The sequence below is a fragment of the Muricoccus roseus genome (genome assembly GCF_900141905.1).
GTDB lineage: Bacteria > Pseudomonadota > Alphaproteobacteria > Acetobacterales > Acetobacteraceae > Roseomonas > Roseomonas rosea.
Genome location: NZ_FQZF01000009.1, coordinates 140,554 through 162,607, shown reverse-complemented (window position 1 = coordinate 162,607; position 22,054 = coordinate 140,554). Strand labels below are relative to the sequence as shown.

The 22,054-nt window shown below is 70.6% G+C and carries 21 protein-coding genes; 18 read left to right on the top strand and 3 right to left on the bottom strand.

Annotated features, from left to right (window positions below):
* Position 1 precedes the first annotated feature (1 nt).
* Together BUB97_RS09655 and BUB97_RS09650 are read right to left on the bottom strand one after the other, a co-directional pair.
* Complete coding sequence (locus BUB97_RS09655) at positions 2–1,252, bottom strand: NAD(P)/FAD-dependent oxidoreductase (RefSeq protein ID WP_073134042.1); 1,251 nt, start codon at positions 1,250–1,252, stop codon at positions 2–4.
* Entirely contained in the window at positions 1,252–2,277 is a 1,026-nt protein-coding gene (locus tag BUB97_RS09650; protein WP_073134040.1) for a 4-hydroxyproline epimerase, read from the bottom strand. Before BUB97_RS09650 ends, BUB97_RS09655 begins: the two co-directional genes overlap by 1 nt.
* A 123-nt stretch (positions 2,278–2,400) precedes the next feature.
* Between BUB97_RS09650 and BUB97_RS09645 the strand changes: the two genes are divergently transcribed.
* The 18 genes from BUB97_RS09645 to BUB97_RS09560 all read left to right on the top strand — a co-directional run bounded on the left by BUB97_RS09645 (position 2,401) and on the right by BUB97_RS09560 (position 21,027).
* Positions 2,401–3,276, top strand: coding sequence for an ABC transporter permease (locus BUB97_RS09645; protein ID WP_086062055.1), 876 nt, complete (start codon positions 2,401–2,403; stop codon positions 3,274–3,276).
* Positions 3,276–4,376 (top strand): ABC transporter ATP-binding protein, encoded by a 1,101-nt coding sequence (locus BUB97_RS09640; protein ID WP_073134038.1) that lies wholly within the window; start codon positions 3,276–3,278, stop codon positions 4,374–4,376. The genes BUB97_RS09645 and BUB97_RS09640 overlap by 1 nt, the downstream gene beginning before the upstream one ends.
* 33 nt (positions 4,377–4,409) lie before the next feature.
* Entirely contained in the window at positions 4,410–5,462 is a 1,053-nt protein-coding gene (locus BUB97_RS09635; protein WP_073134125.1) for an ABC transporter substrate-binding protein, read from the top strand.
* The gene (locus BUB97_RS09630) at positions 5,459–6,325 is read left to right on the top strand and encodes an ABC transporter permease (protein ID WP_073134036.1); all 867 of its coding nucleotides are present in this window, start codon (positions 5,459–5,461) and stop codon (positions 6,323–6,325) included. Before BUB97_RS09635 ends, BUB97_RS09630 begins: the two co-directional genes overlap by 4 nt.
* Positions 6,326–6,327: 2 nt before the next feature.
* Positions 6,328–7,017 (top strand): GntR family transcriptional regulator, encoded by a 690-nt coding sequence (locus tag BUB97_RS09625; RefSeq protein ID WP_086062053.1) that lies wholly within the window; start codon positions 6,328–6,330, stop codon positions 7,015–7,017.
* Between the two features lie 425 nt (positions 7,018–7,442).
* Entirely contained in the window at positions 7,443–8,429 is a 987-nt protein-coding gene (locus BUB97_RS09620; RefSeq protein ID WP_073134034.1) for an ABC transporter ATP-binding protein, read from the top strand.
* The gene (locus tag BUB97_RS09615; RefSeq protein ID WP_073134032.1) at positions 8,426–9,508 is read left to right on the top strand and encodes an ABC transporter ATP-binding protein; all 1,083 of its coding nucleotides are present in this window, start codon (positions 8,426–8,428) and stop codon (positions 9,506–9,508) included. The genes BUB97_RS09620 and BUB97_RS09615 overlap by 4 nt, the downstream gene beginning before the upstream one ends.
* Positions 9,505–11,022, top strand: coding sequence for an ABC transporter substrate-binding protein (locus BUB97_RS09610; RefSeq protein ID WP_073134030.1), 1,518 nt, complete (start codon positions 9,505–9,507; stop codon positions 11,020–11,022). Before BUB97_RS09615 ends, BUB97_RS09610 begins: the two co-directional genes overlap by 4 nt.
* Before the next feature lie 4 nt (positions 11,023–11,026).
* Entirely contained in the window at positions 11,027–11,974 is a 948-nt protein-coding gene (locus tag BUB97_RS09605) for an ABC transporter permease (RefSeq protein WP_073134028.1), read from the top strand.
* Positions 11,971–12,873: an ABC transporter permease gene (locus tag BUB97_RS09600; RefSeq protein ID WP_073134026.1), complete on the top strand. Its 903-nt coding sequence runs from the start codon at positions 11,971–11,973 to the stop codon at positions 12,871–12,873. The genes BUB97_RS09605 and BUB97_RS09600 overlap by 4 nt, the downstream gene beginning before the upstream one ends.
* Positions 12,874–13,081: 208 nt before the next feature.
* A complete protein-coding gene (locus tag BUB97_RS09595) occupies positions 13,082–13,840 on the top strand; it encodes an IclR family transcriptional regulator (RefSeq protein WP_073134024.1) in 759 nt (252 codons plus the stop codon).
* Positions 13,837–15,549: a hypothetical protein gene (locus tag BUB97_RS09590; protein WP_073134022.1), complete on the top strand. Its 1,713-nt coding sequence runs from the start codon at positions 13,837–13,839 to the stop codon at positions 15,547–15,549. Before BUB97_RS09595 ends, BUB97_RS09590 begins: the two co-directional genes overlap by 4 nt.
* Positions 15,546–16,304, top strand: a complete 759-nt coding sequence (locus BUB97_RS09585; RefSeq protein WP_073134020.1) for a hypothetical protein — start codon at positions 15,546–15,548, stop codon at positions 16,302–16,304. The genes BUB97_RS09590 and BUB97_RS09585 overlap by 4 nt, the downstream gene beginning before the upstream one ends.
* Positions 16,294–17,268 (top strand): dipeptidase, encoded by a 975-nt coding sequence (locus BUB97_RS09580; protein WP_073134018.1) that lies wholly within the window; start codon positions 16,294–16,296, stop codon positions 17,266–17,268. Before BUB97_RS09585 ends, BUB97_RS09580 begins: the two co-directional genes overlap by 11 nt.
* Before the next feature lie 10 nt (positions 17,269–17,278).
* On the top strand, positions 17,279–18,331 hold the full coding sequence (locus tag BUB97_RS09575; protein WP_073134016.1) for an ABC transporter substrate-binding protein: 1,053 nt from the start codon (positions 17,279–17,281) through the stop codon (positions 18,329–18,331).
* Positions 18,328–19,170, top strand: coding sequence for an ABC transporter permease (locus BUB97_RS09570; RefSeq protein WP_086062051.1), 843 nt, complete (start codon positions 18,328–18,330; stop codon positions 19,168–19,170). Before BUB97_RS09575 ends, BUB97_RS09570 begins: the two co-directional genes overlap by 4 nt.
* 4 nt (positions 19,171–19,174) lie before the next feature.
* Complete coding sequence (locus BUB97_RS09565; RefSeq protein ID WP_073134014.1) at positions 19,175–19,963, top strand: ABC transporter permease; 789 nt, start codon at positions 19,175–19,177, stop codon at positions 19,961–19,963.
* Entirely contained in the window at positions 19,960–21,027 is a 1,068-nt protein-coding gene (locus BUB97_RS09560) for an ABC transporter ATP-binding protein (protein ID WP_073134012.1), read from the top strand. Before BUB97_RS09565 ends, BUB97_RS09560 begins: the two co-directional genes overlap by 4 nt.
* Before the next feature lie 269 nt (positions 21,028–21,296).
* Here the strand turns inward: BUB97_RS09560 and BUB97_RS09555 are convergent, their stop codons facing one another.
* On the bottom strand, positions 21,297–22,007 hold the full coding sequence (locus tag BUB97_RS09555) for a metal-dependent hydrolase (RefSeq protein ID WP_073134010.1): 711 nt from the start codon (positions 22,005–22,007) through the stop codon (positions 21,297–21,299).
* Positions 22,008–22,054: the final 47 nt, after the last annotated feature.

Genomic DNA, 22,054 nt, shown 5'->3' with positions numbered 1-22,054 from the left:
GTCAGTGTCTCCCGAAGCGGGCGGGGTCGAAGGGGGTGAGGTCGAGGCCGGGCGTGCCGCTGGTGACCAGCGCCGAGACGAGCCGCGCGGTCGTCGCGGCCAGGGTGAGGCCGAGATGCTGGTGTCCCGTGGCGACCACCGCATTCGCCAGGCCCGGCACCGGCCCGAGGGCGGGCAGGTAGTCCGGCAGCGTCGGCCGGTCCCCCTGCCAGCGCGAGGCCGCCTCCGGCACCGGGCCGAAGAGGTCCCGCGCATGGCGGACGAGGATTTCGGCGCGCGACCAGTCCGGCGCGCGCCCGGCGGCCCCCAGCTCCACCGTGCCCGCCAGGCGCGTGCCGTGCTCTATGGGGGTGGCGATGAAGCCGCGCTCGGCGAAGGCGACGGGGCAGGGCAGGGGCACGGAACCCGGGGGCAGCATGGCGTGATAGCCGCGCTCCGCCGTGAGGGGCAGGCGCAGGCCGAGCATCGGGGCCAGCCGCGCGCTGGCGAGCCCGGCGGCAAGGATGACGGATTCCGCCGCGCGCTCTCCGCCGGGCGTCTCCACGGCGGCAATGCGCCCGCCCTCCCGGCGCAGCCCCGTCACCGGCTGGGCGAGGATCTCGCCGCCCTCGGCGGCGAAGCGAGCGGCAAGGTCGCGCACCAGGCGCTGCGGCTCCACCGCATGCGCCGCTTCGGGAAAGAACTGCCCGCCCGTGACAGGGGCGGAGAGCCCCGGAATCCGCGCCGCGACCTCGGCCGGGCCGAGGGATTCCAGCCGCACCCCATGGGCGGCCATGATGGCCGCTTCAGCCTCGGCGGCGCGGCGCCCGGCCTCGCTTTCGGTGACGGCGATGGCGCCTTCATACCGCAGCAGCGCGGCGAGGTCAGGCGTGTCGAGCAGGTCGCGCCAATCCGCCACCGCATCCCGCAGCAGCGCCGCAAGGGCAAGCGTCCCGGCCTCCACCCGCCCCGGGCGGCTGGCGGCCGCCATGCGGAGGAACCAGGGCAGCATGGCCGGCAGCCCGCGCCAGCGCAGCGTCAGCGGGCCCTGGGGATGTGCAAGCATGCGCGGCACGGCGGCGATCATCTCCGGCCGCGCCAGGGGCTGCACCTGCTCGATCGCGATATGGCCCGCATTGCCGGCCGAGCAGAGCGAGCCGGGCGGGGAGGGGTCCACCAGGAGAACCCGCCGGCCCGCGCGCTGCAGGGCGCGGGCGCAGGCCGTGCCCACCACCCCCGCCCCGATGACGGCGACCGGCGCTTCGCCCTGCATCACACTAGGAAGCCGGCGCGCAGCGGGTCGCGCTCGTTCACGAAGATTGTGTTGATCCCATGGGTGCGCGCCCAGCCGGCGATGCTCGGGATGATCGCCTCGTGGTTGCCCACCACGGCCTTGCCTTCCACGCGACCGTCGAAATGCGTGCCGATGATGCTCTCATGGATGAACTCGTCGCCCACCGAGAGCACGCCGCGCGCGGCGAGCTGCGCCATGCGGGCGGAGGTGCCGGTGCCGCAGGGGGAGCGGTCCACCGCCTTGTCCCCGTAGAAGACCGCGTTGCGCGCATGGGCGCGTGGGTCGCGCGCGCGCCCCGTCCACATCACATGGCTGACGCCGCGGATGGTGGCATCGTCCGGATGCACCACCTCGACGATCTCGTTCAGGCGGCGCCGCAGCTCCGGGCTGTAGCGGATCACGTCGTCGGCTGAGAAATCCTCCAGCCCCGCGAAGCCGGCCTGCGGCTCCACGATCGCGTAGAAATTGCCGCCATAGGAGATGTCCACGCGCAGCCGCCCCATCCCCGGCATCTCCACCTCCACCTCCGGCAAGGCGAGGAAGGAGGCGATGTTGCGGATTCGCACGCTGTCCACATGCTCGCCGCGACGCTCATAGGTGGCGACGATCCGGCCGGCGGGCGCGTCCAGCCGCAGCTCGCCCTCCTTCTCCGGCCGGGCGAGCCCGTTCTCGATCGCCATGGTGACGGTGCCGATGGTGCCGTGCCCGCACATGGGCAGGCAGCCCGACGTCTCGATGAAGAGGATGGCGATGTCGCAATCCTCGCGCGTCGGCGGATAGAGGATGGAGCCGGACATCACGGAATGCCCGCGCGGCTCGAACATGAGGGAGCGGCGGACCCAGTCGTGATGGGTCAGGAAGTCCATCCGCTTCTCGCTCATCGTCGCGCCCCGCAGGAAGGGGCCGCCGCCGGTGACGAGGCGGACCGGGTTCCCGCAGGTATGGCCGTCTATGCAGGAAAAGGTGTGGTTCCCCGGGGGTACCGGTGTTTCGATTCCCTGCATCGGCGAGCAATCCCTTGCGGCACGGCCCGACGCCTATAAAGGACATTTTATCCAATTGACAGTCCGCATGGCTTGCCGCTTGCATGAACGAACCCGCCGAGGCGGTGCTGACGGAGAGGTGGATTGGCAGGAATCGCGGCAGCGTCAGAGGGGGCGGCACCGGCGCGCGCCAGCACGCCGGCGGTGGTGCATCGCCGCGTCTCGGCCGCGGCGGTGCTCGTCTGGGGGCTGATCGCCACGGGGGTGCTGGCCATGGCCGTGCCCCTGGTGATGACGGCCTATATCAGCCTGTTCCGCGACGCGGTCGTAGTCTTCCCGCCCTCGGGCTACTCCGTCTCCTGGTATGCCCGGATCCTCGAATTCCCGCGCTTCGGCGACGCGCTGGGCACCAGCCTCCGCATCGCCGCCATGGCGACGCTGGGCAGCCTGGCGCTCGGCATCCCCGCCAGCCTCGCCCTGGTGCGCTACCGCTTCCTCGGCCGCGGCCTGCTGAACGTGCTGCTGCTCTCGCCGCTGACGGTGCCGGGCGTGGTGATCGGCCTCTCCATCTACGTGCTGGTGGTGGAGACGGAGATCGCGACCGAGGTGCCGTTGATCGGCTCCGACCTCGTGCTGGTGCTGGCGCATCTGCTCATCACCGTGCCCTGGGTCATCCGGCTCTGCGTCGCCAACCTCGTGGGGCTTGACCGCTCGGTGGAAGAGGCGGCGGCAAATCTCGGCGCCCGGCCCTGGTCCGTGCTGTGGCGCGTGACGCTGCCGATGATGCGCCAGGGCATCGTGGCCGCCGCGCTCTTCGCCTTCATCGTCTCCTTCGAGAATATCGAGATGACGCTGTTCCTGATCGCGCCGGGGCAGACGACGCTGCCGATCTCCGTGCTGCAATACCTGGAATACAAGGTCGATCCGCTGGTGGCGGCGGTGGTGATGGTGCAAACCCTCGTCATCGCCGGGCTGCTGCTGCTGCTGGACCGCTATGTGAAGCTGAGCCGGATCGTCTGATGAGCGACACCTATCTCCGAATCGAGGGGCTGACCAAGCGCTTCGGCGCCAGCACCGCCGTGCAGGACGTGAACCTGGATGTGCGGCAGGGCGAAATGCTCGTCCTGCTCGGCCCCTCCGGCTGCGGCAAGACGACAACGCTGCGCATGGTCGCGGGCTTCGTGGAGGCGAGCGAAGGCCGCATCCTGCTGGAAGGGCGGGACTATGCGGGGCTCCCCCCCTACCGGCGCGAAATGGGCATGGTGTTCCAGAGCTACGCCCTGTTTCCGCACATGACCGTGGCCCAGAACGTCACCTTCGGCCTGCGCATGCGCAAGCTGCCGAAGGCGGAGGTGGAGGCCCGGCTGGCAGAGACGTTGGAGATGGTGAAGCTGGCCTCCATGGCCGACCGCTATCCCCGCCAGCTCTCGGGCGGGCAGCAGCAGCGCGTCGCGCTCGCCCGCGCGCTCGCCATCCGCCCGAAGGTGCTGCTGCTGGACGAGCCGCTTTCGAACCTGGACGCCAATCTCCGCCAGCAGGTGGCGCGCGAGATCCGCGGGCTCCAGCGCGCGGCGGGGCTGACGGCGCTGATGGTCACGCATGACCAGGACGAGGCCATGATGATGGCCGACCGGCTGGTGGTGATGAACGAGGGTGCCGTGCAGCAGGTAGGCACGCAGGAGGAGCTGTACGAGCGCCCCGCCAACCCCTTCGTGGCGCGCTTCATCGGCCACAGCAACCTCATCCCCGGGGAACTGGCCGAGGGGGAGCGGCTGATGCTGCCCGGCGGCGGCGCCATCCGCCTGGCCGGAGGCTATACCGCCACCGGCCCCTGCACCCTGGCCATCCGGCCCGAGCGGGTGCGGCTTTGCGGCCCTGAGGACGCCGGGGCGCGCGTGGTCGCGACCGTCGAGGATGCCACCTATGTCGGCGCCCATATCGAGGTGCTGCTGGTGCTGCCGGACGGCACGCGGCTGATCCTGCACGACCCGACGGATGGCGGCGCCGCCCGCCGCTTCGCCGCGGGGGACCGGGCCGGCATCGCCTGGGACCCGGCCAGTGAACGCCTCTTCGATTCCGCCGGCGCGCCGCTGGCCGCCCGCACCCCTGTTCCTGCCTGACCCCCGCCTGAACCCCCGATGAAGGAGCCCAACATGACCGACCGGCAACCAGGCGCCTCGCGCCGACAGCTTCTCGGCCTGGGCGCCGCGGCCGCCGCGCTGCCCTTCATGCCCCATGTGGCGCGTGCCCAGGCCTCCGGCCGGCTCGTGGTCAGCACCTGGGGCGGTGACTACGCCCGCCTGCTGGGCAGCAATATCGACCAGCCCCTGCTCGCGCCGAAGAACATCGAGGTGACGCAGGATGTGGGCACGGAGCCGGCGCGCGTCGCCAAGCTCATCGCCCAGCGCCGCCTGCCGCGCGGCAATGTGGACATCATCTGCGCCCAGGCCCCGCAGTCCTACGACCTGAACGAGGCGGGGCTGCTGGAGCCGCTGGACGAGGGCAAGGTGCCCAACATGAAGTACGTGCTGCCGGAGCTGCGCACGAACTACGCCCTGCCGCACATCTTCAGCCCGCAGATCTTCATCTACAACACCGAGCGCGTGCAGCAGCCGCCCACCGCCTTCGCCGACCTGATGGCCGACCGCTATAAGGGCAAGGTCGGGCTGCTGGACAACAGCTTCATCTACATCGTCATGGCCGCTGCCCTGGCGAAAACCGGCGATGCCTCCAACTTCGCGGCGGCGAAGCCGGACCTGGAGAAGCTGGTCCGCGACGGCAACAAGACCTACACCGTGACCGACGCCTTCGCCCCCGCCCTGCGCTCGGGCGAGATCGATGTCGGGCCGGTCTGGCAGGCGCGCACCATCTTCTGGCAGAAGGCCGGCGTCTCGGTGCAGAGCTCCTTCCCGAAGGAAGGCAGCATCGTCTACGTCTCCTCCATGAGCGTGCCGAAGAACGCGCCCAACAAGACCGCCGCCTTCGCCTATCTCAACGCCATGCTGGAGCCCTCCGCCCAGCGCGGCTTCGCCGACAGCATGGGCTACCTGCCCACCAGCAGCCAGGCGACGCTGGAAGGCGAGGTGGCCCAGCGCCTGGCCCTGCCCGAGCCCAAGCCGAAGCTGGTGGCGCCGGACTACGCCAAGCTTGCCGCCGCGCGCGACGACCTGAATGACTGGTGGCGCCGGCTGTTGGACGGGCGATGAGCCGTCCCTCCAAGCGCCGGACCACGGGCCTGACGGCCGGGCTGCTGATCGGCCCGGCCACCTTCCTGGTGATGGGGGCGCTGGTCACGCCCCTGCTCCTGCTCGCGCGCTACAGCCTCAACCGCTACGACCGCACGAACTTCATGGTCGAGGCCCTGACGCCCGAGAACTACCTGCGCTTCTTCTACGACCCCTTCTACACCGGGGTGCTCTGGACCACGCTGTGGATCGCGCTGGTGACGACGGTGCTGTGCCTCGTGCTGGGCTTTCCCATCGCCTACCGGCTGGCGCGGTCGCAGAGCCGGTGGAAGTCGGTGGGCGTGCTGCTGGTCATCCTGCCGCTCTTCATCGGCAGCACCGTGCGCGCGCTGGGCTGGATGGGCGTGCTGGGGCGCGGCGGGCTGGTGGACAGCACGGTCGCCGCCCTCTCGCCCGGCTCCAGCTTCCCGCTGCTCTACACGCCCTTCGCCGTGGTGGTCGGCATTCTCTCCATCAACCTGCCCTACATGGTGCTGACGCTGCAGAGCGTGATCGAGGGCATCGATGCGCGTGTGGAGGAAGCCGCCGACAGCCTCGGCGCCGACCCCTCCCGCCGCTTCTGGCACGTGGTGCTGCCGCTGGCCCTGCCCGGGCTGGCGACCGGCGGGGTGCTCGTCTTCATCCTCGCGATGAACGCCTATGCCACGCCGCTGCTGCTGGGCGGCGCGCGTTTCCAGATGATGGCGCCCATGCTGTTCCGGGAATATGCGGTGAACAACAACTGGCCCTTCGCGGCCGCCATCGCCTTCATCCTGATGGTGACCACCCTCACGCTCACGGCCGCCTCCAGCGCCTTCGTGCAGCGCCGCTACAAGGCGGCCTGAGGGTGGCTGGGCGCAAGCTGCAACGGCAGACGGTGGTGGAATCGGCCACCGACGAGTTGCGGCGCCGCATCCTCTCCGGCGAGTTCCGGGAAGGCGAGGCGCTGCGCCAGGACGCGCTGGCCGAGGAATTCGGCATCAGCCGCATCCCCGTGCGCGAAGCCTTCCGCCAGCTCGCCGCCGAAGGGCTGGTGACGATCCACGCCCATCGCGGCGCCGTCGTCAGCTCCCTCTCCCCGGAGGAGATCGCGGAGCTGTTCGACCTGCGGGCGCTGCTGGAGCCGGACCTGATCCGGCGCGCCGTGCCACGGATCGGACCCTCCGATATCGCAGAAGCCGAGCGAATCCTGGTGGACTATTCCGCCGCGATCGACCGGGCGGACCTGAACGCATGGGGCGAGCTGAACACCGAATACCACCTGGCCCTCTACCGTCCCGCGGGCCGGGTCCAAACCCTGGCGATGGTCCGCACCCTGCTGGCGAACACGGACCGCTACACCCGCCTGCAGCTTGCCGTCGCCGACGGCACCGAGCGCGCGAAGGCCGAGCATGCCGAGCTTCTCGACATCTGCCGCCGCGGCGCGGCCGAAGAGGCGGCGCGCTTCACCCGGCGCCATGTGCTGGAGGTGAAGCGCGACCTGCTGCGCCTGATCGCCGCTCCGGCTGAGGAGGCCCCGGCTCCGCTGGCCGGTTGATACTGCCTTGCCCATTCTGGGCTGATGGTTTGTCCCGGGGAGAGGAAGAAGGAATTCTTCCTCTCCCCGGACCCCTCACCATCATCTTCTTTTAGAAGTTTGGAATCACTCAGCTGACGGTGCGCCTCGGGTCATGGACCCGAGGCGACTGCAAGGGCCGGAAAAGCACCGGCCACCAGCGACCCCGCCGATCAACGGTATCCACGGCAGTTCGATGGGGTTCCAAGGGCCTCAGGCCTTTGGCGGGTGGAGGGCGGAGCCCTCCCTGTCCTGCCCCTTTGTTTTCCGGCTGGCATGACGATTGCGAAACCCGCAACCTACTCTCTCGGCGCCGCTTCGCGGGGCCGGCGGATGCGGGGCAGGGGGGATGGGCGGCCGGTGACACCACGAACGCGTGCCTGTGCAGGCCGGCAGGGAATGCGGCGTTGAGCGCCTCCGCCCTGGAAGTCCGCGACCTCGCCGTCACCTTCGCCACCGAGCGCGGCCCGCTCCGCGTGCTGGACGGCATTTCCTTCTCCCTGCCCGCCGGGCGCACCGTGGCGCTGGTCGGGGAAAGCGGCTGCGGGAAGTCCGTCGCCTCCCTGGCCGTGATGGGCCTGCTCCCACCCAGCGCGAAGGTCGCGGGCACCATCCGCCTGGAGGGGCGCGAGATCGCGGAGCTGCCGCCGGAGGAGCGCCGCCGGATCCGTGGCGCCGAGATGGCCATGATCTTCCAGGAGCCGATGACCAGCCTGAATCCCGCCTTCACGGCAGGAGAACAGGTGGCGGAGGCGCTGCGCCTGCATCAGGGGCTGGACCGCGCCAGGGCGCATGCGGCGGCTGTGGCGATGCTGGAGGCTGTCCGCATCCCCGAGGCCGCGCGCCGCGCGCGGCAATACCCCCACCAGCTCTCCGGCGGCATGCGCCAGCGCGTGATGATCGCCATGGCGCTGGCCTGCCGCCCGCGCGTGCTGATCGCCGACGAGCCGACTACGGCGCTGGACGTGACCGTGCAGGCGCAGATCCTCGCGTTGCTGGACGAGCTACGCGGCGGCACGGGCACCGCGGTGCTGCTCATCACCCACGACCTCGGCGTGGTGGCGGACCACGCGGACGAGGTGGTGGTGATGTATGCGGGCCGCGTGGCGGAAAGCGGCCCGGCAGCGCAGGTGCTGGCCATGCCGCAGCATCCCTATACCGTCGGCCTGCTCGGCGCCGCGCCGCGGCTGGATGGCCCGCGCGGCACGCGGCTGGCGACGGTGGAGGGCACGGTGCCGGACCTGGCGAACCCGCCCGAGGGCTGCCGCTTCAAGACCCGCTGCCCCTTCCGCATCGCCGTCTGCGACACGGTGCCGGCGCTGCGGGAGATCGCGCCCGGCCACCGCGCCGCCTGCCACCGCGCTCCGCTCGACCAGATTCTGGAGGCCGCGTGAGCGCACCGCTGCTCGAGCTCGAAGGTGTTGTCCGCCACTTCCCCGTGCGCGACGCGCTCGGCCGCCGGCGCGGCGCGGTGCGGGCGGTGGATGGCGTCTCGCTCTCGGTGGAGGAGGGGGAGGTGCTGGCCGTCGTCGGCGAAAGCGGCTGCGGCAAGTCCACCCTCGGCCGCCTCGCCCTGCGCCTGGAGGAAGCGGATGCCGGCGCCATCCGCTTCGCCGGGCAGGATCTGCGCGCCATGGCCCCCGCGCTGCTGCGCCGCCAGCGCCGGCACATGCAGATGATCTTCCAGGACCCCTATGCCAGCCTCGACCCGCGCATGACCGTGGGCCAGGCCGTGGGGGAGCCGCTGCGGCTGCACGGCATCGTGCCGCGCTCGGCGGAACGCGGCCGGGTGCAGGAACTGCTCGCGCGCGTCGGGCTGCGGCCCGAGCATGCCGACCGCTGGCCGCATGAATTCTCCGGCGGGCAGCGCCAGCGCATCGCCATCGCCCGCGCCCTGGCCAGCGGCCCCCGACTGATCGTCGGCGACGAGCCGGTCAGCGCGCTCGACGTCTCGGTGCAGGCCCAGGTCATCAACCTGCTGCAGGACCTCATCCGCGAGTTCCGTCTCGCCTTCGTCCTCATCAGCCATGACCTCGGCGTGGTGCGGCATGTCGCGGACCGGGTGGTGGTCATGTATCTCGGCCGCATCGTGGAGGAAGGGCCGGCCGGCCAGCTCTTCGCCACGCCGCGGCACCCCTACACGCGCGCGCTGCTGGCCTCCGTGCCCGGCGGGGGAGCGAAGGCGGCGCCGTTGCAGGGCGACCTGCCCAGCCCCATCTCGCCGCCCGCCGCCTGCCGCTTCCACACGCGCTGCCCCCATGCCCAGCCGATCTGCCGGGAACAGGAACCGGCCCTGGTGGCGGGCACGACCGCCGCCATGCCGGGCCATCGCGCCGCCTGCCACTTCCAGGACGTGCTGCCGCCCGTCGCCCCCGCCGCGGAGCACCAGCCCGGCGGCGAGCGCCTCGCGCGGCTGCAGTCCTTCTTCGCCCCCAAGCCCCCCTCGGGCGCCAGCATCGGAACCGCCGCATGAAAGCCCGCTTCCTCGCCCCCCTCGCCGTGGCGGCGGTCCTCTCCGCCGGGGCCGCGCAGGCGCAGAACCTGCCGAACCTGCGCATCGGCCTGCGCGAAGACCCGGACATCATGGACCCGACGCTGGCGCGCAGCTTCGTCGGCCGCATCGTCTTCGCCAGCCTCTGCGACAAGCTCTTCGACATCAACGACAAGCTGGAGATCGTCCCGCAGCTCGCCACCGGGCATCGCTGGGAGGATCCGAAGACCCTCGTCATCACCCTGCGCGACGGCGTGACCTTCCATGACGGCGAGAGGATGGACGCCGAGGCCGTCCGCTTCTCCCTCATGCGCCACCTGACCATGCAGGGCAGCTTCCGCCGCGGCGAGATCACGGATCTCGAGGCCGTGGAGGTGGTGGACCCGCTGACGGTGCGCCTGCGGCTGAAGCAGCCCTCCGCCCCCTTCCTCAGCCAGCTCACGGACCGCGCGGGCATGATCGTCAGCCCCAAGGCGGCCGATGCGGCGGGGCGGGACTTCGGCGCGCGCCCGGTCTGCGCCGGCCCCTTCCGCTTCGTCGAGCGCGTGGCGCAGGACCGCATCGTGCTCGAGCGTTTCGCGAATTACTGGAACGCCGCGAACATCCATTTCAACCGCGTCACCTTCCAGCCCATCACGGACAGCACGGCGCGCCTGGCCAACCTGCAATCCGGCACGCTGGAGCTGATTGAGGTCACCAGCCCGAGCGACGTGCCCGGCATCCGGCGCGACCGGCGCCTCGGCCTCGCGACGGTGGACGGGCTGGGCTACTGGGGCATCATCTACAACATCGGCAACGGGGCCCGCGCCCAGTCGCCGATCGGCCAGGACCGCCGGGTGCGCGAGGCCTTCGACCTCTCGATCGACCGCGAGGCGCTGATCCAGGTGGTGTATGAAGGGCTGCACACGCCCTCCTCCCAGCCCATCCCCCCGGCCTCGCCCATGCATGTGCGCGCCCTGCGCGTGACCGCGCGGAATGTGGACCGCGCCAAGGCCCTGCTGCGCGAGGCCGGCATCCGCACCCCCGTGACCGTGGACCTGATGGTCGCCAACAGCCCCGAGCTGCGCCAGGCGGCCGAGGTCATGCAGTCTATGGCCGCGGAAGCGGGCTTCGAGTTGCGGATCGTCGCCACCGAATTCGCCTCCGCCCTCCAGGCCGGGGTGCGCGGCGACTTCCAGGCCTATCTCAGCGGCTGGTCCGGCCGCCCGGACCCGGACGGCAATGTCTGGACCTTCCTCCACAGCCGAGGTGCCCAGAACGACGGCAAGTATGCCAACCCCGAGGTGGACGCGCTGCTGGACCAGGCCCGCGCGGAGAGCGAACCGGCCAGGCGCACCGCCCTCTATGCCCAGGCCTTCGGGATCGCGCTCACCCAGGACCGCGCCCGCAGCTATCTCTGGCACCCCAAGACCATCGTGGCGCACACCACGCGCCTGCAGGGCTTCTCCCTGGTGCCGGACGGGTTGATCCGCCTCCAGGGCGTGCGGCTGCGCTGACGCGATGTGGGGATGGCTGCTGCGCAGGCTGGGGCAGATCATCCCCACCCTGCTGATCCTCTCGGTCCTGATCTTCGCCCTCCAGCAGCTGATGCCGGGGGACCCGGCCATCATCATGGCGGGGGAGGAGCGGGGAGACCCCCAGGTGCTGGCCGAGATCCGCGCGGAGCTGATGCTCGACCGGCCGCTCTGGGAACAATACGGCGCCTGGCTCTGGCGCCTCCTGCACGGGGATCTCGGCTTCTCCTGGCGCATCCGCCAGCCCGTGGGTGAGCTGATCCTGGAGAAGCTGCCCGTCACGCTGCAACTCGGGCTCATGGCCTTCGTCATCGCGGTCGTCATCGGCGTGCCGGCCGGCATCGTCTCCGCGGCCTATCGCGACCGGCCGGCGGATTGGGCGGCGAACGGCATCGCCCTCGCCGGCATCTCCACGCCGAACTTCTGGCTCGGGATCATGATGATCCTGCTGTTCAGCGTGAATCTCGGCTGGCTGCCGCCCTCCGGCTACGTCCCGCTCACCGAGGACTGGCGGCAATCCCTGGCCACCACCATCATGCCCGCCTTCGTCCTGGGCGGCGGGATCGCGGGCGTGTTCATGCGCCACACCCGCGCGGCGATGATCGGCGCGCTGGGGCAGGACTATGTCCGCACCGCCCGTGCCAAGGGGCTGCCGGAACGCGTGGTGATCGGCCGCCACGCGCTGCGCAACGCCCTCATCCCCGTCGTCACCCTCGGCACCATCGAGCTGGGGCGCCTCCTGGCCGGCGCGGTGCTGACCGAGCAGATCTTCTCCATCCCCGGCTTCGGCAAGCTGATCGTCGATGCCGTGTTCAACCGCGACTACCCCGTGGTGCAGGGGGTGGTGGTGGTGACGGCGCTCATCTTCGTCACCCTCTCCCTCATCGGGGACCTGCTCTACATGGCCATCAACCCGCGGCTGCGCGTGGCATGAGCGCCAGCGCATCCCCCGCCGTCGCCCCCGCCGGCGCCCCCGCCGTCGCCCGCGCGGACAGCCCCGGCCGCCGCGCGCTGCGCCGCTTCTTCCGGCACCGCCTGGCCGTGCTGGGGCTGGTGGTGGTGCTCGTCTTCGTCCTGGCGGCGCTGCTGGCCCCCTGGATTGCGCCCTATGATCCCGTCGCCACCTCCTGGTCCCGCATCCGCCGCGCGCCCTCCGCCCTCCACTGGTTCGGCACGGATGAGAACGGGCGCGACGTCTTCTCCCGCGTGCTCTGGGGCGCGCGCGCCTCGCTGATGGCGGGGGGGCTCTCCGTCACCGCCGCGCTGCTTCTCGGCGTTCCCTTCGGCCTCCTCGCCGGCCTGGCCGGCGGATGGGTGGACACGATCATCTCCCGCATCACCGATGCGATGCTCTCCGTGCCCTTCCTCATCCTCGCCATCGCGCTCGCCGCCTTCCTCGGCCCCGCGCTGGAGAACGCGATGCTCGCCATCGCCATCTCCGCCAGCCCCATCTTCGTGCGGCTGGCACGCGGCATGGCGATGGAGGCGAAGGCGACGGAATGGGTGGAGGCCGCGCGCTCGCTCGGGAACCCGCCCTGGCGAATCGCCGTGCTGCATGTGCTGCCGAATATCGTGCCACCGCTCCTGGTCCAGGCGACGCTGTCCATCGCGGAGGCCATCATCGCCGAGGCCTCGCTCTCCTTCCTCGGCCTCGGGCAGCAGCCGCCGAATCCCTCCTGGGGGTCGATGCTGAACGCCGCCCAGCGCTTCCTCACCCAGGCGCCCTGGATGGCGGTCTATCCCGGCCTGGCCATCTTCCTCGTCGTGCTTGCCTTCAACCTGCTGGGCGACGGGCTGCGCGACGCCCTGGATCCGCGCGCCAGGGGCCGCTGATCCCGCGCCCGGGCACATCCCGGGCCGCTCCCTTCATCATCCTCCATCCCGCCCGGTGCATCGCGCCGGGCGGGCTTCGGCATGGGCGCTCCACGGCGAAGACGGCGCACGAAAAAATTCACGCATGCGCGAAAACTGTTTGACGCAGATCAATGACAAGTCAAATATCGCTTCGGATGCAATACAAAGTATTCAGGTAGAATACAAAATGCCGGACGGCTTCGACATGCATGAGGAGGGCGAAGGCGCGTCGGAAGGCGGCGTCCGGCCACTGGGCTCGGCGCTGAAGACCCTCGCGCTGCTCGACCATCTCGGCCGCACGCGGAGCGCCGTCCGCCTCGCCACCCTCTCCCGCGAACTCGGGATCGGGCGCGCGACGATCTACCAGCGCCTCGTCACCCTCATGGCCGCAGGCTGGGTCGAGCAGACCTCCGAGGGCCTCTTCCGGCTGACGCTCCGCGCCGCACGCGTGGCCCAGGCGGCCACGGAACAGGCCGGCCTCGGCGCCCGCACCCTGCCGATCCTGGAGCGCCTCTCGGCCGAGACCGGCGAGGCCGCCTCCCTCGCCGTGCTGGAAGGCGACGCGCCCTGCATCGTCCAGCGCGTGGAGCCGCAGGGCGTGCTCCGCGTCGAGATGCGCGTGGGCGCGACCATGGCGCTGGCGGGCAGCGCCTCCGGGCGCGTGCTGCTCGCCTATCTCGAACCCGAGCGCGCGCGCCGCATGGCGCCGGAGCTCGACCCCGCGATCCTCGAAGCCGTGCGCCAGAGCGGCCATTCCATCTCCTCCGGCCAGACCATGGAAGGCATCCGCGCCGCCGCGGTCCCGGTCTTCGGGCATGACGGCGCCTGCGCCGCCGCCCTCTCCCTCGTCGCCCCGGTGCAGCGCTTCGCGCCGGATGGCTGGATCCAACCCCTGCGCGACGCGGCCGAGGCGTTGCGCGCCATCATGGAGGGCCGCCCCGCGTGAGCGCCGCACTTCCGATCCAACGGGACACGACGCCGCGGCCCTCGCCGCGCGGCCCGGATGTCCTCATGCAGCCCGAGCGGCTGGCCGCCTTCCAGCCCAGCCGGATCAGCTGTTCCCGCGCGCTGATGGCGCAGGCCATTGCCGAGCGCTGGCGCATCACCACGCGCCGCTTCGACATCGGCGCGGATTCGGCCGGCACGGCGGTCTACGAGATCGTGACCCCCGGCGGAACCTTCAGCTTCCTCGCCTATTCCAACACGCCGCAGCGCGCCGGCCGCACCGGCCGCATCATCGGCCGCACCTGGGATATGACCGGGGCGCTGGTCGAAGGCGTGGCGGATGACGCGGTGATCGAGACGACCCGCCGCGAGCTGCCCAAGCTCTATGCCGGCCGCGCGACGCCGGGCTCGCTGATCTGGTGCCGCTCCAACCGCAGCATGCGCGTCTTCGACGCGACCGTGGCGGCCCTGGCGGAGGGGCGGCAGCCCGAGCCCGCGCTGGTCGCCCAGGTCTGCTACCTCATGCGCAACACGGGCCTGGACGGCAACGGCACCTTCGGCACTCGCTCCTTCCTCGCGCTGGAAGAGGGCCATGCGCTGCGCCACCCGCTGGCCGCGCAGATGCTCGCCGCCTACATGATGCGCGAGTTCGCCGCGGACCTGGTGAACCACCTGGCATCGCTGCAGTCGGCCAAGGCTGTGGCGCTCTCGACGGAGAATCGCCGCTTCCTCGGCATCGGCAATGGCTCCGCGCTCGGACTCATCCTGTTCATCAACAACCACCCGCGTCTGATGGACGCCTGGATCCGCGCGCGGGAGGAGGCGATCACCGCCGCCCGCGCGCTGCCGGTCCGGCCCGGGGACGCGGCCCTTGCGCGGCTCGAAATCCTGCTGCGCCGCGCTGCGCGCTTCCGGCGCGAGGACCGTATGGTCTATGACGCCTTCGCCCCGAGCGCTCTCATCGCGGAGCAGCTGGAAGCGGTGGCCGGCCTCGTGGCCGCCCTGCACGAGCGTGGCACCGACGCCCCCTATCCGCTGGACACGCTCGCGACGGAAGTCGGCGCGCGCTTCCATCCGGAGACGGAGGAGACCCTCCTCTCCCTCATGATCGAGCTGGTGCCCGAGGAGGCGGATCGCCTCGCCCGCGGCATGATCGTCAGCGAGGAGATGGAGGCGCAGCCCGCCATGCCGCTCGGCCGGCTGCGCGAGATCCTGCGCCGCGAATATGCCTGGGCCCTGGCCTGGGACATGTCTTCGCCCGGCGCCTATGCCCATGTCTGGTACAAATCGGCCACTGCCGAGGAACCGCGTCGCGGCCCGGCCTCCGAGGCCCCGCCCGACACCTTCAATCTCGGCCTCGACCTGCCCGGCCTCGTGCAGGCGCTCGATGCCGCGATGGAGGGGCGCGACCCCGCCGAGCCGGTGGGCCGCCTGCTGCTGGCGCGGCCGGACCTTCGCCAGATCATCACGCGCGTGCAGAGCCTGGCCGGGCTGCACTACCACCAGCCCCGCGCGAACATCATGGGCGACGACTTCGTGCCCGCGCATATGGTGCGGCTGATGAACGTCGCGCTGCATGGCGTGGACAAGACGCGCGACTATCTCGCCCGCAACCTGCGCGGCGTGCTGTTCCACGGTGCGCCCACCGCCGCCGAGCTGGCCGGGGGCGCCGATCAGGACTGGTTCTATCCGCCGGAGCCGCAAGCATGAGCGCCGCCTGCACCGAAGGGCCCGTGACACTGCTGCCGCGCGAGGTGCGGCTGGTGGTGGAGCGGATCCTGCTTCTCACCGCCGTTCCATCCGGCGCCATCCCGGCTGTGCGGGACGTGGTGCTGTATTCGGCCGCGGCCGGGCTCGGCGGCCTGCCGCTGCTGCGCCGCCGCTTCGAGGCGCTCCGCCCGGCCTCACCCGAGGCCCTCCAGGTGGCGGAGACGGCTCCTGGAACCCTCGCGATCGATGCCGGCGGGCAGCATGCCTGGGTGGCGCTGCCCTTGATCCTCGATGCGCTGGAAGTGGCCGCGAAGACCGATGGCGCGGCGCTCGCCACCGTCACGAACATCCAGGACCCGGAGGAGCTGCGCACGGCCTGCGCCCTGGCTCCTCGCCGCGGGCTGGCGGTCTTCTTCACCGACGGCGCCTGCACCGGCCCGGCCACGGGGCCCGATGCGGCGCTGCTGCGGGCCGAGAGGGGCGGTGCCACGCTGCTGGCCGTCCCTGCCACCTCGCCCGATGCCGTGCTGAGCCATGCGCTGCGCCACGGGGTGGTGGTGGAGCCGGAGCTGTGGTGGGCGCTGCACCACCTCTCCAACACCGCCCTGGCGACGGACACGCCGGAATCGCGGCGCCATGCCGGCCCGGTGATCGTGGAGCCGGATGGCCGCGTCATCGGCCGGACGGACCATGACGACGACACCGACATCTCCCTCCTTCTCAGCCCGAAGCCGGAATCCGCGGATGCTCATTGACGGCCTGCAATGCGGCCACTTCACGCCGGAGGTCTTCGCCGCCCTGCGGCGCGGCGGGATCGGGGCCGTGACCGTGACCTGCGGCTTCTGGGAGGACCCGATGGAGTCCTTCGACGCCTTGGGCCGCTGGCGTGACCTGATCGCCGAGAATGCCGCCACCTGCGCCGTGGCCCGCAGCCCGGCCGAGATCGAGGCGGTGAACGCCTCGGGCCGCACGGCGGTCATCCTGGGCTTCCAGAACACAGACCTCTTCGGCGGCCGCATCCGGCTGGTCGAGATGTTTGCGGAACTCGGCGTGCGCGTCGTGCAGCTCACCTACAACAACCAGAACTCGGTTGGCGGCAGCTGCTACGAGCCGAATGATGGCGGCCTCGCCCGCTTCGGCCGCGAGGTGGTGCGGGAGATGAACCGCGCCGGCATGCTGATCGACTGCTCCCATGTCGGCGAGCGGACGACGCTGGAGGCCATCGCGCATTCCGAGAAGCCGATCGCGGTGACGCATGCGAACGCCACCAGCCTCGTGCCCCACAGCCGCAACAAGAGCGACGCCATCCTGCATGCCCTGCGGGACTCGGGCGGCGTGATGGGATGCGCCGTCTACCGCAACATCACCGGCGATTACTATTGCGCCTCGGTCCGCAACTGGTGCGAGATGGTGGCGCGCACCGTGGACATTGCGGGGATCGACACGGTCGCGGTCGGCACGGATTACGGCCATGACAACACGCCGGCGGATTATGCCTGGATGCGCATGGGCCGCTGGACGCGCGGCATCGACCACGGCGCCTCCTCGGCCGGCAGGCCCGTGAAGACGCCGAAGGCGGAGTGGCTGGCCGAAGGCGTCTCCGGCCTGGGGCAGATCCCGCAGGGGCTGCGCGAGGTGGGCTTCCAGCCCGCGGAAATCGAGAAGATCACAAGAGGCAACTGGATCAGGCTCTACGGGGCCACGTTCCGGCCGAACTGAGGAGGCGAGAATGGCACAGAAGGGTTTCACCCGCCGCGCGGCGCTCTCGCTGGGCGGCGGCATCGTGGCGGGGCTCGCGGCCCCCTACTTCAAGCGGGTGCGCGCGGCGGAGGTGTTGCACATCAACACCTGGGGCGGCGTCTGGGAACGCGCCGCCATCAAGAACCTCTTCGAGCCCTTCACGCGCGATACGGGAATCGAGATCCGTCCCGTCTCCCCGGTCTCCTTCGCCAAGCTGGCCCAGCAGGTCCGCAGCGGCGCCTATGAGTTCGACGTGACGACCCTCGGCGCGGGCGAGATCATCCGCGCCAACCAGGCGAACCTGGTCGAGAAGCTGGACAACACCGACTTGGCCAAGAGCCCGCCTTTCCCCGGCGCGGTCTTCCAGAACGGCGCGAGCAGCCACGCCTTCGCCACCGTCATCGCCTACCAGAAGGCGAAGTACCCGAATGGCGGCCCGCAGAACTGGGCGGATTTCTGGAACCTGGAGAAGTTCCAGGGCTCGCGCTGCATGCAGCGCTATGCCTCCCGCATCCTGCCCATCGCCCTCGCGGCCGATGGCGTGCCGACGGACAAGCTCTACCCGCTGGACATCAACCGCGCCTTCCGCAGCCTGGACAAGATCAAGCCGGCCGTGCGCGTGTGGTGGACGCAGGGCCAGCAGTCGCAGCAGCTTCTGCGGGACGGCGAGATCGACTGCATCGCCCTGTGGCACGCCCGCACGCTGGAGCTGATCGACCAGGGCCAGCCCGTGGAGATCGTCTGGAACCAGGCGGAGATCGAGCGCGCCTACTGGGTGGTCGCCCGCGGCACGCCGAACAAGGACAACGCGATGCGCTTCCTGGAAGCCGCGCTCCGCCCCGAGCGGCTGGCCGGCTTCTGCCGGGATTCCCTGAACGGCCCCCTGAACCCGGCCGCCTTCAACCATCTCAGCGAGGCGGAAGCCGCCCGCATGCCCACCGCCCCCGCCTACAAGGGCAAGGTGTTCGAGCAGGACATCCTGAACTTCGGCGCCGACGTGAACGCCGCGACCCAGCGCTTCGAGCGCTGGATCGGCACTTGAGCGCGGCCAGCGCAGCCACGGGGGGGAGCAGCCTGAGGTCCTGGCTGCTCCTCGCACCGCTCCTGGTGTTCCTCGCGGCCTTCTTCATCGTGCCGCTGGCCCAGGTGGCGGTGATGAGCGTGACCGAGCCCGAATTCGGCTTCGGCCACTATGCCGAGATCGTGACGGACGGCTTCCACCTGCGCGTTCTTGGGGAAACCTTCGTCACCGCCCTGGTGGTCTCGCTCTGCTGCCTCGTCCTCGGATTCCCGCTCGCCTATGCCATGGCCGCGGCCCCCGCCGGCCTCGCCGCCGCCATGATGGTGGTGGTGACGATGAGCTTCTGGACGAGCTTCCTCGTCCGCACCTATGCCTGGATGGTGCTGCTGGGCAATCGCGGCCCGGTCGCGCAGTTCGTGGAATGGCTCGGCTTCGCCACGCCGGAGCTTCTCTTCACGCGTTTCAGCTCCACCGTCGCCATGACGCATATCCTGCTGCCCTACATGGTGCTCAGCCTCTATGGCGTGCTGAAGCGGATCGAGCCCTCCCTGCCGCGCTCCGCCGCCAGCCTCGGCGCCAGGCCGGCCTCGGTGATCCGCCATGTCGTGCTGCCGCTCGCGGCGCCGGGCATCGCCAACGGGCTCACCCTCGTCTTCGTCCTCTGCCTTGGCTTCTACGTCACGCCCATCCTTCTCGGCTCCCCACGGGAGCAGATGGTGGCGGGCGTGATCGGCCAGCAGGTGGAGGAGTTCCTGGCCTTCGGCGAGGCCTCGGCGATGGCCATGGTGCTGCTGGCCAGCACGCTCGTGGTGCTGGGTCTGTACCACCGCCGCTTCGGCCTCGACCGTCTCTGGGGCTGATCCGATGCGCCTCTTTCTCATCCTGCTCGGCGCCGTGGTGCTCGCCTTCGTGGCCACGCCGCTCCTCATCGTGGTGCCGATGTCCTTCAGCACCGCCGTCTCGCTCGAATTCCCGCCCCCGGGATGGTGGACCGGCTATTACACCGCGTATTTCAGCGATACGCGCTGGACCCGGCCGACGCTGAACAGCCTCGGCATCGCCGCCGCCGTCGCCGTGCTCACCGTGGTGCTGGTCACCCCGGCCGCCTTCGCCCTCGTCCGCCACCGCTTCGCGGGCAAGAGCCTGGTGAACCTGCTGCTGATGCTGCCGCTCGCCGTGCCGCACATCGTCATGGCCATCGGCTACTACGCCTTCCTTGCCGACATGCGGCTGCTGCAGACCTTCCCCGGCATCATCCTGGCGCATACGGCGCTCTCCGTGCCCATGGCCTTCCTGGTGCTCTCGGCCAACCTCAAGGGCTTCGACCGCAGCCTGGAACGCGCGGCCATGTCGCTCGGCGCCAGCCCCGCGGCCACCTTCCGCCACGTCACGCTGCCAGTGCTCTGGCCCGGCTTCGCGGCGGCGGCGCTTTTCGCCTTCGTGCAGAGCTTCGACGAAACCGTCGTCGCGCTCTTCATCTCGGGCCGCGACACCGAAACCCTGCCGCGCCGGATGTTCGACAGCATCCGCACCACGGCCGACCCGGTGATCGCGGTCGTCTCCACCCTTCTTTTCCTGGCGGTCGCCGCGCTGGTGATCCTGCCCGTCCTCTGGCGCGCCCTGGCGCGCCGCCGATCGGAAGCCCGCCCGTGACCAAGCCCTACCTGGAGCTGAAGAACCTCTCCAAGAGCTATGACGGCCGCCACCGCGCGCTCGATAGCGTCGACCTGACCGCGGCGAAGGGGGAGTTCATCACCTTCCTCGGCCCCAGCGGCTCGGGGAAGACCACCACCCTCATGCTCATCGCCGGCTTCGAGGCAGCGACCGAGGGCGAGATCCTGGTGGACGGCGTCTCCATCACCCGCGTGCCGCCCCACAAGCGCGGCATCGGCATCGTCTTCCAGAACTACGCGCTGTTCCCGCACCGCACGGCGCTGCAGAACGTCCTGTTCCCGCTGCAGATGCGCAAGCTGCCCAAGGCCCAGGCCACGGAAAAGGCCCGCGCCATGCTCGCCCTGGTGGGACTGGATCGCTTCGCGGACCGCCACCCGCGCGAGATGTCCGGCGGGCAGCAGCAGCGCGTGGCGCTCGCCCGCGCCCTCGTCTTCGACCCCGCCCTCCTGCTGCTGGACGAACCCCTGGGCGCGCTCGACAAGAACCTGCGCGAGAACCTGCAGATCGAGATCAAGCGCATCCAGCGCAGCCTCGGCGTGACCACCATCTTCGTCACCCATGACCAGTCGGAGGCCATGGCGATGTCCGACCGGATCGTGGTGTTCGAAGGTGGCCGCATCCAGCAGGCCGGCACGCCGCTGGAAATCTACGACCGCCCGGTGAACGACTTCGTTGCCCGCTTCGTCGGCGACAGCAACCTCCTTCCCCTGCGCTTCACCGACCCCGCCGCGGGCCTGGGCGAAATCCCCGGCATCGGCGCGGTCCGCATCCCCGCCCAGCCGGCCCACAAGCCCGGGCAGGCCGCCACGCTGCTGCTGCGGCCGGAGGTGCTGGGCCTCGCCCAGCAAGGCGCGGAGAACACCTGCCGCATGCGGGTCGAGACCGTCGTCCACTTCGGGGACAGCGCGCTGCTGATCGGACAGGCCGGCGGCACACCGCTCCGCGCGCGCCTCCCGGGGCATGCCGCCCAGGGGATCGCGGAGAACACCGATATCGGGCTCTCCTGGAACGCTGCCGCCGGGCACCTCATTCCCGCTGATTGAGGCGCCGTCGGTCTGTCCCGGGGAGAGGAAGAAGGAATTCTTCCTCTCCCCGGACCCCTCACCATCATCTTCTTTTAGAAGTTTGGAATCATCCGACTGACGGTGCGCCTCGGGTCATGGACCCGAGGCGACTGCAAGGGCAGGAAACGCGCCCAGCAACCCGAGACCCCTTCAATCCGGGGTATCCACGGCAGTCGGACGGGGTTCCAAGGGCCTCAGGCCCTTGGCAGGCGAGGGCGGAGCCCTCACCCTTCAGCCTCAGCCCAGGATCAGACCTCGAACGCCTCACCCGGCTTCGGCAGCCGCACGCGCGCGGCCTGGTCGCCCATCTCGCGGAGGAACGCATCCGCGGAGGGGGCGATGATGGGGAAGGTACCGAAGTGGCAGGGCAGGATCACCGGCACATCCGGCAGGAAGCGGCGCATGGCCAGGGCCGCGCCGCGTGCACCCATGGTGAAGCGGTCGCCCATCGGCACCATGGCCACCTTCGGGCGGTAGAGTTCGCCGATCAGCGCCATGTCGGAGAAAACGTCGGTGTCGCCCATGTGGTAGACGGTCGGCTGTGCCGCGTCGCGGGGCGTGATCACCACGCCATTCGGCAGGCCGAGGTTATGGGTCACCCCGTTCTCGTCCATCTCCGAGGAGGAGTGGAAGGCGATGGTCATGGAAACCGTGAACTCGCCCTGGTCCGTGGTGCCGCCCGTGTTCATCGGGTCGGTCTTCTCCACGCCCTTGCGGGCGAGGTGCTGGCACAGCTCGAAGTTCGTCACCAGCTTCGCGCCGGTGGCCTTCGCGATCGCCACGGTGTCGCCGACATGGTCGCCATGCCCGTGGGTGAGCACGATATGGGTCGCGCCCCTCGAGGCCTCCTCGACCGTGCCCTTGAAGGTGGAATTGCCGGTCAGGAAGGGGTCGATCAGCACGACCGCGCTGCCGAACTCCAGCCGATACGCGGAATGGCCGAACCAGGTGATCTTCATGCCGTCCTCCTCGACGAGAGGGGGTTGGTTTAGCCGGGGCGGTCCGC